Origin of the sequence: Exiguobacterium sp. s183 (assembly GCF_018617655.1) — a bacterium.
GTDB lineage: Bacteria > Bacillota > Bacilli > Exiguobacteriales > Exiguobacteriaceae > Exiguobacterium > Exiguobacterium aestuarii_A.
Genome location: NZ_JACSKN010000002.1, coordinates 39466 through 57276 on the forward strand (window position 1 = coordinate 39466; position 17811 = coordinate 57276).

Here is a 17811-nt window from a genome sequence, read left to right on the forward strand (position 1 = left end):
ACGGTTTAGGCCAACGTGACTTTCCCGTTGACGTAGTTGTAAAGGTTTCCGTAGTTTACAACGGCAAGGTCGCTGTCATCGGCCTTCACGATATTACGCGTGTCGAAAATCATTGGGCGACGCATCGCGCCGTTCAATTCTGCGAAGTCGAGTGCTTTGAACTCGTTGTGGTCAACGAGGACGAGGACGAGGTCCGCATCTTGAATCGCTTCTTCTTTCGAGACGAGGTCGAAATGTTTCGAAGAAGAGACTTCGACGTGTGGGTCGTGGACGGCTACGTTCATGCCGTCAGCGAGCATCAATTCGATGATGTCGACCGCTGGGCTTTCACGCATGTCGTCGACGTTTCCTTTGTACGTTACACCGAACGCCGCGATTTTCGCGTTGTCTTGTCCTGCGACGAGTTTCTTGACGTTCTCGACGACGTAAGCCGGCATCGATACGTTCGTGTCACGTGACAACTTGATGATTTTCGCAAGTTCTGGTTGCTTCGCGACGATGAAGTATGGGTCGACCGCGAGACAGTGGCCACCTACACCTGGTCCTGGGCTATGCAAGTTAACACGTGGGTGTTTGTTTGCCATCTCGATGACGTCAAGCACGTTGATGTCGAGGGCGTTACATACTTTCGCGAGTTCGTTCGCGAGGGCGATGTTCACGTCACGGAATGTGTTTTCCATGAGTTTAGACATCTCTGCTGTTTTGGCATCCGTCTTGATGATTTCACCTTTGACGAACGTGCCGTACACTTTTGCACCAGCTTCTGCACATGCTTCTGTGATCCCACCGACGATACGGTTGTTGTGAACGAGCTCATGCAAGATTTGTCCTGGGAGGACGCGCTCTGGGCAGTGTACGAGGAAGATGTCTTCGCCGACTGTGAATCCAGCAGCTTCGACGAGCGGCTTCACATGGTCGTCCATCGTACGTGGCTCGATTGTTGATTCCACGATGATGACGTTTCCTTTTTCAACGTGTGGAAGCACGCGTTTCGTTGCTTCAAGAACGTATGTGAGGTCACATGATTTGTGCTCGTCGTCGTTGTTTGGTGTCGGTACCGCGATGATGAACGCGTCCGCTTTTTCTGGCTCGAGTGACGCACGGAATTTACCGTTTGCGACAACTTCTTTCACGACTTCACCAAGACCTGGCTCTTCGATGTGAATCTCGCCACGGTTCAATTTATCCACGACGGACTGATGAATGTCCACACCGAGTACGTCTACGCCATACTGGGCGAAAACGGCTGATGTAGGGAGTCCGATATATCCTAATCCGATTGTACAAACTTTCATAATTGAAATAACCTCCATAGATTAGTGACACGTGTCACCGAATGTTGCAAAACATTTCATATTGTTTAGGATTTCACCAAAAATCAAACCCATTATACTCCCGATACGAATTGAGAAGCAATTACATTTTCATGACAATACTGTATTAACGGGATGGGACCGAGTAAGATTTTACACCTAAATGATGTTCCGTGCATAATGCGACGGCACGCACATCCCCACTACTATAACAAACTTCAGGCAATATTGACCAATTCGGTAGCGACATATTCGCAAATGTCAGTCGCTCAAATTGTTCATCCGTCACATGGCTTCGCAGTTCTTGACGCGTATACGGTGCCATCAAATAGACACGGATGACGACGTCTTCAGGGAATTCGGCAATGAGTGCGCCGGCTTGTTCGAGGCGTTCGCCGATGACAATCCCCCGTTCCGCTGCATGTTGATTCAATATACTAAATGAAAAATAACGAAGCGCTGCTTCCCGCACTGACGTCCGGATATGCGCGCGTTGTTCAGGAACTGTCTCATAAAATAAACTCATCATCGAGGTCTGAGCGTCGATTTTCCGCTCGATGAAACGTCGAATCGAGGCTTCTTTCGTCGGAATGGCATCGAGCCGCTTGATGACGGAAAGACGTTGGTCGACCGAGAAATCTTGGCTGACCGCTTGGCGAGAGACAGAACGTTCTCGCACTTGGCGATAATAGATCGCATCCGTCTCGGAAGGCAATATCTTCACTTCAGGCGTATACGTGGAGAACAGCGTTGAGAAATAAACGACATCTTCCCCGCTCCTTAAGGTCGGTTCGTAACGCACTTGTTTCGCATAGACGGCTGGGACAAGTTTACACGCGTTGAGCGTCAGGAGTTGTGACATTTGCTCGTACGTCGTCTCTTGTCCTGTCAGGCGTTCGAACTCCCGATGGAGGGGTGAAGGAAGTGCTTCGCCCGATGGACTACGGTCTTGAATATCGGCAATCACGATTCGATTCGGTAATGCTTGTTCGAATAGTCGCTCGACGTAAGTCGGGCTGAACGTATCGTCCTCGTCTAAAAACGTCACATACTGCCGTGTCGACGCGTCAATGCCTTGATTTCGGGCGATGCTGACATTCGCCTCTTCGACTTCGAGACGGACGACGTCGACATCTCGACCGAACGACTCACTGACGGCTCGCAATGCCTCACGGTTCGGACCGTTGAAGACGAGGACCCATTCAATCAAAGAGGCATGGATCGTTTGGACTTCTAGTGACGCAAGGCAAGCACGCAACAATTCTTCCGAATCATGTGAAGCGACGATGACACTGACGCCACGCTTGATGGAAGAACCGTCGAGCCAATTCGGGGTCGACATCGTCTCAAAGTGACGATTGACGGTCTGGACCCATGCCTTTTTCTCCAATTGGATGTCGTTTAGCTGTTCCTCATACGTTTTCATGATGGATTCCCTTCACGCTCAATCTTTGTGATGAGCTTACCGGCGAGCGGGATGGCTTTCGCACGATCAATCACATGCTTCATCCGCTCCACTTCTTCCGTCATCGTTTTCACTTTGTTCTGCTCAGAAGCTGCCGTCTTCCGCCACTTTTCGGCGTTCGCTTGGGCTTGACGCAATTCTTTTTCGAGTTCTTTCATCTTTTGAACCGTGTTCTCTTTTCCTCGAATCTGTTTCGCGCCCTCTTCGAGCACTTCTTGTTTCAACATTTCCATCTGGTCTGTCATCATTTGCAACTGCTCACGTAAAAAAGCATTCTCACGTTCTACATATTCAACTTGTTGACGTTCCATACTCGATGTCCTCAGCTTTCTATGTCCCATGCATCCATTCGGAGACGGACCGCATGTTGATCATTTTGGAATTTGATGGCGAGCTTCATATACTTGGCGTCCAACTCTTTCGGGACACGTTGTTGTAACGTGTTCACTCCCGTCCGGAGCGTTTGACCAAAGGCTGCCTTCTTCAAGTTTTTCTTCGCATCATATTGCATGATGTACAGTTCGATTGACGTGTCTTCGTCTGACAACAATTCAATCGTCCCTGACACTTGGATGAACGGTGCGTTCCCGAGCGTCGCATCCTTTAAGAACTCACTTGACGGAGGTGAACTGAAGCTCTGGTTGAAGAGCTGGATATATCCATTCTCTCCATGTAACGGCTCGACGTCGACCTCTGCCTTGAATTGATTCTCTCTCAGGCTGAACAACTCTGTGTTGAACGGGACGAAATAGTGATAGATGAACGGTTTGATCGTCACCGATCGCGGTTGGTGCGCTTCTGGAATTTCCAGTGCGACCTGTTCCGCTTCAATCGCCGTCTCTTCCAACAAATGCGACCAGTTTTGCGTCGTCCAGTCATTCCAGATGGAGACGACCTGATGGTTCGGCTTGTCGCCCTTCGGCATCGCTTGGCGAACGGAGTCTTCCACATGAAGGAGCTCATGCATCCGTTCGACTTGGCTCGGCACGACCGCATCGAGCATCAACCGCCAGTTCAGCGGTGCCGGCGTCACAGTCGGCAAGAGCGGCGAATCGCTCCACGCGAAACTCTCTTTGACCAGATGGGGAGGTGTCGGACCGAACAACTCATCGAAGGCGACCTTCATGAGGTGACCTTGTCGTTTCAATTCATATGGCGCTTCGAGAATATGGCGCAGCACGTCACGGTCGAACAGTGGTTGAACGAGCAACATCTCATCCATGAAGCCTTGTCGTGCATACGCATGGAAGTGCTCCACTTTCAACTCGAACCACGCCGCCTCGAGACGTCCGCTCCAATCCCGGTCTTCGTACGTGTCAAACAACCGTTCCAGCATCGCCTCGACTTGTTCGCGCTCTGCTTCACCAAACCCTTCGAAGGGACGAATCGCCCGTCTCGAGAGCTGTTGTTTCGCCTCATGCTCATCCATCGTCTCTTTTAAGAAAATATGCTTACCGTAGAGCCAGTCTGAACCGTGTTTCCCGATTTCAACGTAGTCCGTATCACGTGCCCGTCCAGTCGGAATCGACTCATACGCGCTCAAGTTTCCTTCTGTCACATCGAACGACTGTGCTACCCGTTTCGATAGCGACAAGTGGATGTCTGTCACCGGCGGCTTCGCCTCGACAAGTTCGGCTTCCTCAAATAGTTGGCGTGCCAGTTCTGCCTCGTTTCCATCTAATGAAGGAACGTGAAGGCGCACCGTCTTCCCTGCCTCGAGTGTAAGTTTCGTGAAGACGAGGTCAAACGCCGAACCCGCAAACGGAAGATTCACTGTTTGATAAGGCGGAATCGATTGACGTAACGCCTTGATCCATGTCGCATCAAAATCTTCCCGTAACGTGTTCGTTCCCATCGGTAGGTCGTCCCATTTCTCGATGGTCACGTCCCCGTCTTTGACAGTGAGACGCTCGCCTGCTGCGAGTCGCTTCACGCCTTCGATACGGGTGTTACGTCCAAACACATGACCGACAAATCGCATTTGCGAGACAGCTTCAGACGACACTTCCGTTTTATCGGCCCGCTCTGCCACTTGACGGAGCGATGTACCGACGACGATCGGGTCTGTCGTGTAGTAGACCGGGATGACGTTATTGAATGGGACCGACACGGTGAACGTCTCTTCGAATTGAAGGGAGATATAGTGACCGTGTGGCTCGTCACGTGTTGCGTCAAACCAGCCGATGCGTGCATCGAGCGGTTCTTTCGACAACACATGGGTCACCCCGTCACGCTCTGTCAACTCGACGTGTCGGGTAGTGGCTTCATACAAAAAATAACTCATGGGATGCTCCCCTTCTCTTTGTTTTCAAAAGAAGCAAACCCGCGATGGCGGGCTTGCTGATTATGAATGGACGGCATTCAGTTCTGCTAGTAAGAGCTCCTCTAATTTCGGAGCGAGCGTTTCAATCGCGAAATGATGATGCGCATACGCTTTATAGGCCTCTGTCGCTTCCAAGAGACGTGCTGAATCCCCTTTGAACGAACGGATGATGTCGACGCCTTCTAACACGTTTTCCATCAACACATCGTCCGGATAGATCGTCTCACTTCCCGTCCAATGACGGATGATCGGATACGTACCAGACGTCATCGCTTCAGCCGGTGCCAAGTGGAAACTTTCCAAGTCACTCGTCGACAGCACGAAGCCGATTTTCGTCAACCATTCCGGAACGTCATCCCCGTGTCCATCGAAGCGAACGCTCTCTTTGAAGATTGGTTGCTCCAATCGCTCGAGCAAGCGGTCGTAGTAGGCACGCTCGTCTTCTCGCTTGTTGATCCAGTAGATGTCGTTTGGATGATGGCCTTTGATAAAGAGCTTGTATCGTGGGTCATCTTGTAACAACGTTTCGAGCATATCGAGCGCGAGGTCGAGGCGCTTCAGTTTCGGGTTGACCCCGATCATCCCTAAGTGGAACGTCAAGTCTTCCGTTTCTTTCGGTTGGACGAGACGCTTCCCGTCGACCGCGTTATAAATCATCGTCATCTTGTGACGCGGGATGCGGAAGAGACGATACATCTCTTCAAGCATATATGGCGACACCAAGATGATGCGGTCGATGTTATGAAGGTTGTATTCACGTGGGAACGGTGTTTCTTTCTCTTGGCGGTGAATGCGAACGATCATCGTCTGATGCGGCTTCTTATGATGCGAGTACCAGACGGCGTTCCCGAGACCCCATTCACAGAAGATGATGTCTGCTTGCTCGAGACATGCCTTACTGTGATTCACGTCATGAATCTTATGTCCTTCCCATTGGTCGATCAAGACGTTGAAGCGCGGGTTGTTCTGGAAGTAGTCCATGAACAGGCGCAAGAACTTGAAGTCATGACCAGCGAAGAGAAGATTAATCTTTTTCATCGACCAAAGCTCGTCACGAAGACGTGCATACGTGTTACTGAACGTGTAATACTGCGACATCTCATAGAGACGTTTCGCCGCGTCAGCGTACACATCCTCATCCGTAAGCGCGAGACGCGCCTTCTCGATGAATGCTTCTTCCGAGTTGACGAAGAGCGGATAGTCTTCCCCGAGAATGAGTTCGTGCATCGGGTTACGGTTCAAGAGGACCGGTTTTCCGAGCGAACCGTATTCGAGCAATTTCGTCGAAAGCTCAAGACTCGCGTCGAGCTCTGGATGACGCCACGATACACCGATCGCACTACGGTCGATGAGCGTCTCGACGTCCGCTCGCGGAATGCCTTTGAGCCAATGAATCCCTTCCTCCGACTTCAGACGCGCTAACGTCTCTTGTTTGAAGTTCGGGTTGTTCGGGTCTTGGTTGAACTTGTCGCCCGCAATATGGAGTTCAGCCGGATACGTCTCACGTAACTTGGCGAATGCGTCCAAAATCTCGGTCGTGTACCAAAGCGGTGCGAACTTCCCTGTATAGACGAGGCGGTCGTTCGGTTTCGTGAACGTTGGCTGCGTCCCTTTCCCGTTCGGAATCATCGGATTCAAAATCAAGAACGGGCGGTCCGTCGGCAAGAACGACTCGAAGTACGTCTTCATCGCCTCGGTTTGACAAAGCATCCGAGCCGAACGGGACGCAATCTGACGAAGGCGTGCGAGTTCTTCTTCCGACGCTTGTGTATGGTCGTGCGTGAAATCCGTGATATATGTCCACGTCTTCGCCATCGTCTGTTCATATTGAGACAGGTCATACGCCAACTGGAATCCACGGACGAACGCCAAGTCATAGCCGTCTTTTGTCATCAACTCATCGATTACTTGTGCTGCCTCATCCGCTTGAAGGACGCCACGTTCATGATAAGGTGTCCCTTTCTTCGGTGAGTTTGCTCCGAACAAATCGATGAAGCGAACGTTCGGCAACTCTTTGATGCCCGCCGTGACTTCTGGTTTGGTGATTGAGCGTTTGAGGAGGACATCGACGTGAATCGATGGGTCCTGCTTCAACATCGAGACGACGGAAGTCAGCCAGATGGCCGATCCGTCAATCAAGTTTAAGTTGACATCCCCATAAACGAGGACGCGAAGTGGTGTCGTCATAATTGTACCTCCTGAGCGACTGCTGTTGGCATCTCGCTCCCTGCTTTTACATATTGATACGGGTCTGTACTAAAGATTCGTTCACCGGATTGAGCCAACTCTTTTAGCGTCGCATCTGTCGCGAGAACGTCAAGCGCTTCCCGGACACTATAGAAGCGGAGAACGTCCGGCTTCATGATCGAACGTGAAGGCGTCGCGTCGAACACATAGCGATATGTGCCATCCGAATCGACCTTCTCGAGCGTATCGTTCCAAGTGAAGTAGTCCTCTTTCGTCAAAATGTTCGCTTCCGCATAGCGCGTCGCCAACATGTAGTCGGAGATGTAAGAAGGACCATAGTAATCTGCCGTCTGAATGTAGGCCATCCAATCAAAGCCGTCCATGATTTCAGACAAGGCGTTGTACTGCGGCAAGTAGCTGAGCATGAATGTCGAGATATCCTCGGTGTTGTATGCCTCGTAAACGTCTAAATGTCCTTCGAACTTGTCGAGGAAGACGACGAGATGTTTGTGCTCGTAGTCCTGTGCACGGAACGTGTCGACGACACGGTTCATCTCTTCTGTCGAGCGGACGAATGCGACGAGCGCGACTTTCGGATGGTCGACACGATACGGGAGTCCGATCGTGCTGACGACTTGTGCGAGACGTTGCGTGTACGTGTGGTTCTTGAGCACGTGACGCATGCCACCCATCGCCACGTCCTCATAGAACGCATCGTCGGTGAGCAGTTTACGGAACGTTTCTTCGAGCATCTCATCGCCCTCATCGAGGAAGACATAGTCGCCGAGCATCTGTTTAACACCGACCGAACGCGTACTGACGACCGGTGTCGCACACGCGAGTCCTTCAAAGACACGGCGCGAGAACATCGTCGGTGAATCGTTGACCGAGTTGACATTCAGCATGACTTTAAAGCCTTTATACGCTTTTGCGATTTGATTATATTTCAAGCTACCACGTATTGATTGACGGAACTGTTCAGGGAACTGAAGTTGGTCCGTCTCGCCACGCTGGTTCATCTCGTAGTTGCGGTCATAAATGACGAGACCATACTTGTCAGCAGCTGCGAACAAGCGGTCCATGTCAATCCGACGCGACTCGTGACGGTTGGCATAATAAGAGCCCGCGAAACAAGCGTACGGTTCACGTGTTCCCGGAAGGCGGATTGGGTTATGCTCTTTCGGCTGTGCCGCAAACGGCAATGCGCCGACACGGTCATGCCCACAATCGCGCTTATAGTTCTCGAGAATGTTCGCATCCGTCGTATAGACGAAGTCAAAGCGTTTCGCCGTCTCGATGAAGCGATCGTAGTGAATCGGGTCCTCTTTGTTCCAGAAGACGGTCGGAACGTTGTTCAGACGGCACCAGTCAAGGAGTGCATCGAGGTCTTCCCACGTGTTCGTCCCATACTTGACGATTTTCTTCTCCCACGTCTTGTCGTTCCCTTTCCATGCGGATTCGACCATGAGGAAGTCAGGCTGGCGGTCAGCCAAGACGGCTGGCCAATCGTCTGGTGAGAAGGTGATCAACTCACACTCCGGACGATACGATGCTGTCGTGAACTCATCGAAGATGGCCGCGACTTTCATCTCATGCAACTCACGTGGTGTCGTCTCAAACAGACGTGCCTCACGCGGGTCCACCCATTCCGGTACTTGCGTGCGGTTGGTGATAATCTCTTCACTGACGCGGATACCTGTGACGAGTGTCTCACCTTGTCCATCCACACGAAGGGCGAAACGGAGGTAGCGGACATCTTTTCCGAACTCGAAAATCTTCTCGCTACCGAGCTGAACTTGCTGCATCGACAATCGTTCCGTCAGCGAGTACGAAATGATATAAAGGACGACGCCTGTGTTCGCACCGAGCTCGCCATCGACTGTGACGCGATAGCGATGGTTCGGTCGGACCGTGTATGGGTTCTCTTTCGGGAGAACCGTGAAGCGGTTATTCGTTTCCATATAAGAAACGTAACGGCGCACGTCCGGCTCGATGTCCAATACGAGACGAAGGCCATTCGGATCTTGTTTCAATTTAATCGACTCCGGTGTCGGAATCGTCCAATACGTCGGATCTAAATCGAATTGTTCCGTACGGCGGACACTATTCTCACGGATGACACCAAGCTTGAGGTCTGAAATTGCCCCATCGCCGTAGAAGCGGATGAAGTAACGGACCGACTCGTGGCTAGGTGTCAGGCTCAAGACGTTACTGAAGCCGAGTGGCACTTCAATCAGTTGATCGCGCTCACCGTGTGCATACGTCGCCACAAACAATGTCGCTTTCGCCGTTTGAGACGCATCTCCTTTTAAATAGAAGCGATAGACATAGTCGTCCATATCGGCAAGCGAGAAGTCGATACCGCGCTTCGTATCCACGTGTGGAAGAGCCGCTTCTTGCACGCCGTAGTGCTCGTACTGGCTACCTTGTCCTGTCACGATGATGGCCTCGTCTGAAAAGTCGACAATGCGTCCGACAGGAGAAATCAATTCAAGCGTCGAGGCATCCAGCTCGATCATCGCGTCAAAGTCGGCATCGGCAACGGCACTACCCATCCCTTCCACGTTCCATAGCGGTTGGCCATCGACGAGGAGCGATTGGATGAGGGCGCGGCCTTTCCCTTGTGTTTGGATGACGAAGCGTGTCTTCGTCTCGTTTTCGCGAAGGGCGACCGTCGTGCGAACACCGTCACTCACACGGACGACACGTGTCCGTTCTTCGTCGTTATACAACATCACGAGTAGCGTGACTTCGATGTCACCACTCTTTTCAACGTTCAAGCTCGCGTCAAATTCACGAATCGACGGATTGAGCTGGAACGAATCCGGGCCAGGGACGCCGCGGAACGACGAGGCACGTTCGCCATACGTCAAAAATTGCTTCTCAGCCATCGTTGAAACGAGCGCTGCACCATCGAGTTCGTAGTTTGCAGATGTACGTGCGTACCAAGACGGGACGACCTCGACGAACTGTCTCGTCTGGACTTGCGTCTGTGTCCCTTTCATCAACCGACGACCGATGCGTTTGCCGCGCTGCATGCCTAGGTAGACACCGCGTTTCACTTTTCGTTTCCAACTCATGGGGGGTTCCTCCAAATTCATTATGGCATCGTTTTCTCTTTAGCCGATGCCCTGTTATTTGAAACATCACGTTTCGACACCCATTGATTATAGCAAACGCTCAATTCAAAAGGCAAAATCAACTGAGTGACAAATCGAATACAAAGAGAACATATTGTTTGTTTCGATTGAATTCATCAAAAAACAGGGCACCCGATAAGGATGCCCCGCCTAAAAAATCTTATTTTGCTACGTCGACGATACGACCTTCAACCGTTGGTGTGATCTCACCAAGGTCGAGCATGTGGTCGCGGAGGTTTTCCCAGTCGCTAAGACCGAGGTCCGTCACACGTGCATCTTTGAATGCTGCTTCGAACTCGACATAGTTGTCGCCGCCCGTCGCTGTGTAGTAGTTTGTCGCAACTTTGTACATACCGTTCGGATCGATGGCAACATCCGTCGTACCGTTGTTGTATGTCACCTTCACGATACGCTCGTTCGCTGGCTTCGAGCTGTCGAACTCGACTTTCAATCCTGATACTTGGAGGAAGCCGCCGCTCTCACGTGGGTAAACGCTAACGCTGCGCTCGAGTGCCGCGAGCAATTCAGAACCTTTGAGGTTCATGACAGCAAGCGTGTTACCGAACGGAAGGACCGTGATGACTTCACCTGTCGTGACAGGACCTGCATCGATGCTCGAACGAATACCGCCTGAGTTTTGAACTGCCGCGATGATGTCTGCATCGTAGTCTTTCGCTTTCGCGAGCATGCCGTCTGCGATCAAGTTACCGAGAGGCGTCTCTTGTTTACGTACACTTGGTGCTGAAATGTCGCCTTCGTCACGTGGGTTTTCAAGTGCCGCTGTCAACGTGACACCGATCGGGTCATTGCTGATCTTGTCGACATCTTCTTTAAATGGTGCAAGAAGTGAAACCGCGCGAGCGTCTGGCTCGAGTACTTTCACGTCGATCAACTTACCAGCATGCGAAACGATTTTCCCGTCTTTGTCGAACTCGACGTCAAGTGTACCGAGGAACTCACTGTACTGGAAGGCTTGGACGATGAGCGTCGGCTCTGTTTTATTTTCTGAGATGACGACAGGTGCGTTCAAGCGTGAATGCGTGTGACCACCGATGATGACATCGATGCCGTCAACGTTTTCAGCTAGAAGCAAGTCGTTGTCGACTGTCGGGTTGTCGTTGTAACCAAGGTGCGAGACCGCGACGATTTGATGGACACCCATGTCTTCGAACGCCTTGACCGCTTTCTTCGCCTCATCGATATAGTTTTGGAACTTGATTGGACCCGGGCTAGCGATGTCAGCCGTTTCTTCTGTCGTCAAACCGAAGAATCCGACTTTCTTCCCGTCAACCACTTTGATGACGCCCTCATAGAGACGACCGTTGTAAGCCTTCTCTGTCGTTTCATCACGGTACAAGTTCTTCATGTACTGGTCGCCAGAATAATCGACGTTCGAGCTGACGAACGGGAAGTTCGCATAACGAACGAATTGTGACAACTCTTTATGTCCTTCTTCTGTTCCGAGGTCGAACTCGTGGTTACCAGGTACCATCAAGTCGTACTTCATGTAGTTCATCAACTTGAGGTCAGCTTGTCCTTTGAACTCGTTGAAGTAAAGTGAACCAGAGAAGACATCTCCCGCATCGATCAACAAGCTATCTGGTTTTTCAGCACGAACTTGTTTGACAGCTGTCGCACGGTTCGGAGCGTACTTGAGCGCCGCATGCGTATCGTTCGTATGCATGATTGAGAGGTCGTATCCTTCTACTTTATAAGGAACGTCGAGTGTCACGGTGCGGCCTTTATGCGTGTAAGATGCCGTCGCGACGAACTCACCAATCTTATCTGTCGAAAGGTTTGTCCACTTCACCGGTTGACGGAGGACACGGTCGACGAATTGGATTTGAAGCGTGTTCAACTGGCCAGTCAATTGCTCACCATGTTTGAACGTCCAGTCCCCTTTTGGAGGGATGATTGCTTTCGGATAGTTAACGACGCGTACTTTTTTCTCGAAGTACTGGTTCTTCCATTTAATGTATCCTTTAGCAACTTGATATGTACCGAGCTTGTCCATGTCGACTGTCGATTTGTACCAATAGATTTTGTTCCCTTGATACGTTTTGTCGAGCGCTGCGTCAAGATCCCCGTCTGTGACGAAAGCTGCTTTCAACTTGATTGTCTTTTTGGCAGGAGCCGCTTCTGTCACGACCGCCGGGGCGATCACCGATGCCGTGAGCGTTGCTGCGAGCATTCCTTGATAGAACTTGCGTGTTTTTGAGTTCAACATGCAGATATTCCTCCTTTGAATATGTATGAGTCGACCGTACCGAAGTCACACCCTCGATTTTGACCTCCTCCGACAGATGTCTGACATCAAGCCAATGGAAGCGATTACAAAACCTGTATAGACTTCATCTTTAAAGATACGCAATCTCACAAAATAACACAATTACTTTTCTGTAAATATTTCGTTATTTCTTGTCGGAATTGAAAAAGAAGATACCAATTGGCATCTCCTCCTCATTTCCTTATAGCGTCTCACTTATTTCCTCACTCACACCTTTCGGCATTTCGACGGTACGAGATTGTCCGTTCGACAAGGAGTAGTTCACGACGTAAGCCGTCTCTGTCTCCATTACGTTCGAGAACGTAACGCGCGTCCCTGTCTTCGAAAGATGGAACAAGGTGACGAACGAGGTTCCTTTCCCAGTTTTTGTCGAAACGACTTGGTGACGTGGCTTCCATTCGAAATCACGATAGGCGACAAAACTCGGTTCGATTCGCACCGTCCCCGTCGAAGCGATCGGCAGTTGAATCATCTGGAGTGTTCGCCCTTCCGCATCACGGAAAAACATCTCACCCTCACGTTCTTCGACCGGTTCAAGACCGACTCCGAGATGGAACCGTTGCGTGAACGGGACGCGGGCGTCACTTTGAATCGTATCCGCGACAAGCACGGTGCCGTCTAAATCGTGCGCGATGCTTCGCGTATGATGAATCCCTTGCCCCATCAAATCACTGAATCCGCTCGCCCGTTGTAATCCATCGACTTCCTCGACCAAAGTGATCCCGCTTTTCCCGATCGTGCTCGAATGGAGCGTGAGCTGACGAGATCCCATGTTCACCGTGTTGTGCGCTTCGACACGGACGGCCGTATCTCGCTCCGGTCGGTTCGTGTACCCATATCGTCCGGTCTCGACGATGAAATCGCGTCCAAATCCGTACAGGTCGATGCTGAGATCATCTTGATGTTTATGGGCCGTATTATGGAACCCCGCTGTCATCATGAGTGAGACCGCATCGGCGAAAGGCTCATTCTCTCCCCAATGTTCGCGCAACACCGCGTATTGCGTATCGAGCTGTTTCACGCGTTCCGTCGGTCGCACCCCTTCCGTTCCTCCTGTCACCGCATAAAGCAGTTCAGGATAGTCACGCAATGTCGAAATCATCGACGTCGTCCGCGGTTCCCCCGTCGTGTCGCCGAAGAGTGGAAGCGTCCGGTTCGGTTTCATCAAATGGACGAGCGTCTCTGGCATTCGTTTGACGGCCTCTAGACGAGGAGATGTCACGAAGCCGTTCGCCTCGATCCAGCGGTTGAAGCGATACAGCATCTCGTACGTATACACCTGATAACCCGGCGAATGCTCCAAGTGGACGTTGTCAGGACTCAGGGAATGGTCCAACTGTGTCGTCAACCGCGTAGTCGCAAGCTCATTCCAAACACTTGATTGTTCGAGCTCAGGGAACGTCTGAGCGATATCCGTCAACGCCATGTCTTGGAAGATTCCATGATTGTGACGTTCCCGATAAAATTTCGCGTCCGCCAAGATTTCACCGTGCCCTTCAATCGTTTGAAGCACACGAGCGCTGAATGCTGCGTCGTTATTTAAAGGAGACTTCTTGTATTGATTCCAAAAGTTGATGAGATGGAATGTTCGAATCGCTGTCCCTTGTTGGTGATACGCGTTCGGGTAACGACGATACGAGTCGGTCGGATATTGCTTGACCCAGCTGTCGACGAATGCCTTTCCGTAAGCCAAGTAGTTCGTGTCTTTCGTATAGTGATACGCCATCGTCAGTTGGTTCAACACCATCCAGTATTGCATTTGGAACATGAACGACGTCGAATCACCGACAGTGATGTCACGCTCCCAGTCAAACGTATGAATGTCTTCCACGATTTGTTTGCCCGGGGTTGCCCCGATGCGCCACACCCCGTTCATCGCCGAGTCCGCTTGGCTGACGGCTTGCGCTTTTGTCAGAAATCCATAGTAGTACGGGACCTCACGTCTTTCGACACGTGCCGTATAGTTATGAAGCAATCGTTCGTATTGTCCGTCAGAGACGACGGCTTTCGTCAATAGTTGAGCCTTTAACGGGATTTCTTGCTTTTTGACGTACGTGCGTCGCCCGTTCACCTCTACTTGATAATAGCCACCAGACACACCGACGACCGCATATTGTTCATTCGGTAGCAGTTTCCCGATCGGCTTCATCGTCTTATCCGGCAACAATCGATACACGGTCGTTTCTTTTGATACTTCTGTAAAGAACGGACGTGCCACCTCTTCTGCCCCAGCAGAAGTTGTCGTGAGAAGTAGCGCCGTGGATAAGAGCGCACCTTTAACATATGTATTCATCCAATACCTCATTTATCTTTTTTTACCATCATACCATGACTAAAAGGGATTTTTTTCAAAAAGAAGAAAAGCGATTTTTAAATCTTACTATGTAACAACAACTCTCAATAGCCAATCACGTAACCCATATAAAAAACGTCTATCCCAATTGAATGAGATAGACGTTGAATGTTAGCGGACCGTGACGTAAATCGTCTGTGAACGACCTTTTGGCGTCGTCATCCGGACCGTCAAACGTGTGCCTGATTTTTGAGCTGCCATCGAGACAGACGTCGATTTTGACGTCACCGTCTTCGATGTGAGGAGTGTCGACCCGCGATGGATCGTCACTTTGCCGTAATCGATATTGGCGTTCACCATGACAGAACGTGACGAGCTCGTCGGCGTCGTCACCGTGAACTTCGGTGTCAGCCCAGCCTTCACGTAGACCGTCTGAACGAAACGATACACGCCTCGCTTACTGACGAGTGTGACTTTCGACTTGATCGGTTGAGGTGCCAAGTTCATGACGACACGTCCTGTCGAAGAACTCTTCCCGCTCGCGATTCGTGTCGAGCCGTTTTGCAACGTGACGGCGCTATTCGGAAGCACCATCCCGACCCATGTCTTTTGCTCATCATGGAGGCGGATGTTGCTGAACGTGACTTTCGGTAACGCGAGACGCGTATCTAGCTTTTGACCTCCACGAACGAGACGAACGAGGACGATGTCCCCAGGTCGTGCCGGAACCGTGAATCGCGTCGAGGAGACCGGTGTCGCCGTCGTACGTTTTCCGTTGATATAGAATTGAAGGTCTGCCTTCACGTCACGACGAACGCTCACGACCGTATGTGTCGCTGTCATCGCGACATCTGTCACTTGAAGAATCGTCGGTCCGACTGCAACGACACGATGTTCCGTTGTTTTCGAGCGGTCTCCTGTCGTGGCAACTGTACGAATGACGTCACTATCTTGAAGCGCCTTCAGCAACGTTAACGTACGACCGTCCCCAACGAACACATCATTGACGTACGTCTTGTACGTAATGCCTTTAGCTGTAGACGCATAGGATAATGTCGTATCCCCTGCGTTCGGTGTCACCTGGAACGTGAAGGTCGGTTCAGCCCGCTCAAAGACAACGAGCTCCTTCTCCACCCCTTCCGTGCCCGCTGGTGCATATGTCACGCTGACGCCTTTTGCGAGCGGATCGACTGTTCCCGTCACGCGCGCAATGCCTGAGGCGTCTGCTTGAATCGTGTCGTACCACGAATGGAATTGTTCTTTGACGAAGACATCAATTTTCCCGTTCGGCACGGTTTTAAACATGACACCCGTTTCGACAGAATCTCCCAACACCTCAATCGTGTTGGCTTCTGGATTCGGAACCGGTACGGTGAACGGTTGACGGTACACCGCTGACCCGTTCGCCAGACTCGTCACCGTGAACGTCGTACCTGGCGCAAGCCGTTCCGTCGTCACTCGGAATTCACCAGATAACGTCGCTCTCGTTGAATATTGAATCGGTTCTTTTCCGTCTTGATGAACCCGTACCGTCACACCTGCACGCGGTGCCGTTTGTCCAACGATTTCACCCGCAAGTCCGAACTTACGAATCGAAACGTCCCCAGCATTGTAGGAGAAGAGCGTCCCACTGAACGTTTTGCCCATGTATGTGAGGTCATAGTTGACGTCCGTCACGTACGAAAATACTTGTGGTGAAGCGACTTCATTCGATTTATTCGCTCTTAAGCGCTCAAACGGAATGGTTTCGGTCACCCCGTCCAGATTTGTCGATTTGAACGTTATTGGATATGAGCGGCCGACATATAGGTATGGGTCACCTTCTGTGTTTGCCCCTTTATCCACTTCGAATTCAAGTTGAGTCGGCATTTGTTTATAGGAAGAAAGCGGAATCGTCTGATCCGAGAACGCTAAAACGCCAGGGAATAGCGTCGGGTAGACGATTGGATCATACGTCTTCAATTCTCCAGATGCAGTATGTAAGACCCCATACATGCCTTGCGAATACCAATGCAAGAACCCATCTTCTTCTGCATATTGTACGTCATACCACTCAGGAAGCGCGATCAGTTGTCGGGTTGCCTCAAGATAGACGTACCCTTGTTCCGGATAAGCGATGACACCATCAAAGGCGAGCGCTTCCTTATCACGGACTTGAACCTTCACATCAAAAGATTGAGTCGATTCCGTTTCACCGGTCACTGCGTTCACACGGTCAATCTTTAACAGGTCATGCTGTGCCGCAATGACGGTCTGACCATCGGTAGATAACGTGACGGCAGTCCCGAGGTCGGAACGCTTCCAAATGACATCCCCTTGAAGGTTCGTCATGATCACTTCTGTCCACGTCGCCCATAAAAGTCGATCATGCGCGACGTCTGCTCCGACGATTCGATAATTTTCCGGGACCCGATGCGATGTGACCTGACCATCAAGGTCGATGATGTAACTGCTCGTTGAACAAATACCACATCCGATTGTAAGGACGAGATGCTGACCGTCCACACTCATCACGGCATTTTTATCATTGGACCAGTGTAAATCCAATTCGGTCGATAACGGAATGCGTTCTCCCGTCTCCACGTGATAAAGTTCCTTTCCATCCATCGTGATGACGTAAGGACTGTTAGAGATCCGATAATGGTTCGGAAGCGACTCACCCGCTTCTACCGAATCAGGCAAACTGAATATAGGAAGAAAAACGGCAAGTAGAAGTGCCCACAGCAATTGTTTCACGTATATTTCCTCTTTTCTTTAAAAATGGTAAAAGATTAATTTGATGACAATAAAAGTATAATTTGTT

Annotated in this window: 9 protein-coding genes; all 9 read right to left on the reverse strand. The window is 50.8% G+C overall.

Annotation, left to right across the window (positions count from 1 at the left end; all coding sequences use genetic code 11):
• Positions 1 to 5 precede the first annotated feature (5 nt).
• Positions 6 to 1295 (reverse strand): nucleotide sugar dehydrogenase, encoded by a 1290-nt coding sequence (locus tag KNP62_RS05790; RefSeq protein ID WP_214784195.1) that lies wholly within the window; start codon positions 1293 to 1295, stop codon positions 6 to 8.
• 145 nt (positions 1296 to 1440) lie between these two features.
• On the reverse strand, positions 1441 to 2739 hold the full coding sequence (locus KNP62_RS05795; protein ID WP_214784198.1) for a glycosyltransferase: 1299 nt from the start codon (positions 2737 to 2739) through the stop codon (positions 1441 to 1443).
• Positions 2736 to 3089: a hypothetical protein gene (locus tag KNP62_RS05800; RefSeq protein ID WP_214784200.1), complete on the reverse strand. Its 354-nt coding sequence runs from the start codon at positions 3087 to 3089 to the stop codon at positions 2736 to 2738. The genes KNP62_RS05795 and KNP62_RS05800 overlap by 4 nt, the downstream gene beginning before the upstream one ends.
• 11 nt (positions 3090 to 3100) lie before the next feature.
• Entirely contained in the window at positions 3101 to 5062 is a 1962-nt protein-coding gene (locus KNP62_RS05805; protein ID WP_214784202.1) for a hypothetical protein, read from the reverse strand.
• Between the two features lie 60 nt (positions 5063 to 5122).
• The gene (locus tag KNP62_RS05810; RefSeq protein ID WP_214784205.1) at positions 5123 to 7288 is read right to left on the reverse strand and encodes a glycosyltransferase; all 2166 of its coding nucleotides are present in this window, start codon (positions 7286 to 7288) and stop codon (positions 5123 to 5125) included.
• Positions 7285 to 10368, reverse strand: coding sequence for a CgeB family protein (locus tag KNP62_RS05815; protein ID WP_214784207.1), 3084 nt, complete (start codon positions 10366 to 10368; stop codon positions 7285 to 7287). The genes KNP62_RS05810 and KNP62_RS05815 overlap by 4 nt, the downstream gene beginning before the upstream one ends.
• A 220-nt stretch (positions 10369 to 10588) precedes the next feature.
• Positions 10589 to 12655 (reverse strand): bifunctional metallophosphatase/5'-nucleotidase, encoded by a 2067-nt coding sequence (locus KNP62_RS05820; protein WP_214784210.1) that lies wholly within the window; start codon positions 12653 to 12655, stop codon positions 10589 to 10591.
• Between the two features lie 241 nt (positions 12656 to 12896).
• Positions 12897 to 15008 (reverse strand): heparinase II/III family protein, encoded by a 2112-nt coding sequence (locus tag KNP62_RS05825; RefSeq protein WP_214784213.1) that lies wholly within the window; start codon positions 15006 to 15008, stop codon positions 12897 to 12899.
• Between the two features lie 171 nt (positions 15009 to 15179).
• The gene (locus KNP62_RS05830) at positions 15180 to 17744 is read right to left on the reverse strand and encodes a hypothetical protein (protein WP_214784216.1); all 2565 of its coding nucleotides are present in this window, start codon (positions 17742 to 17744) and stop codon (positions 15180 to 15182) included.
• Between the last annotated feature and the right edge of the window lie 67 nt (positions 17745 to 17811).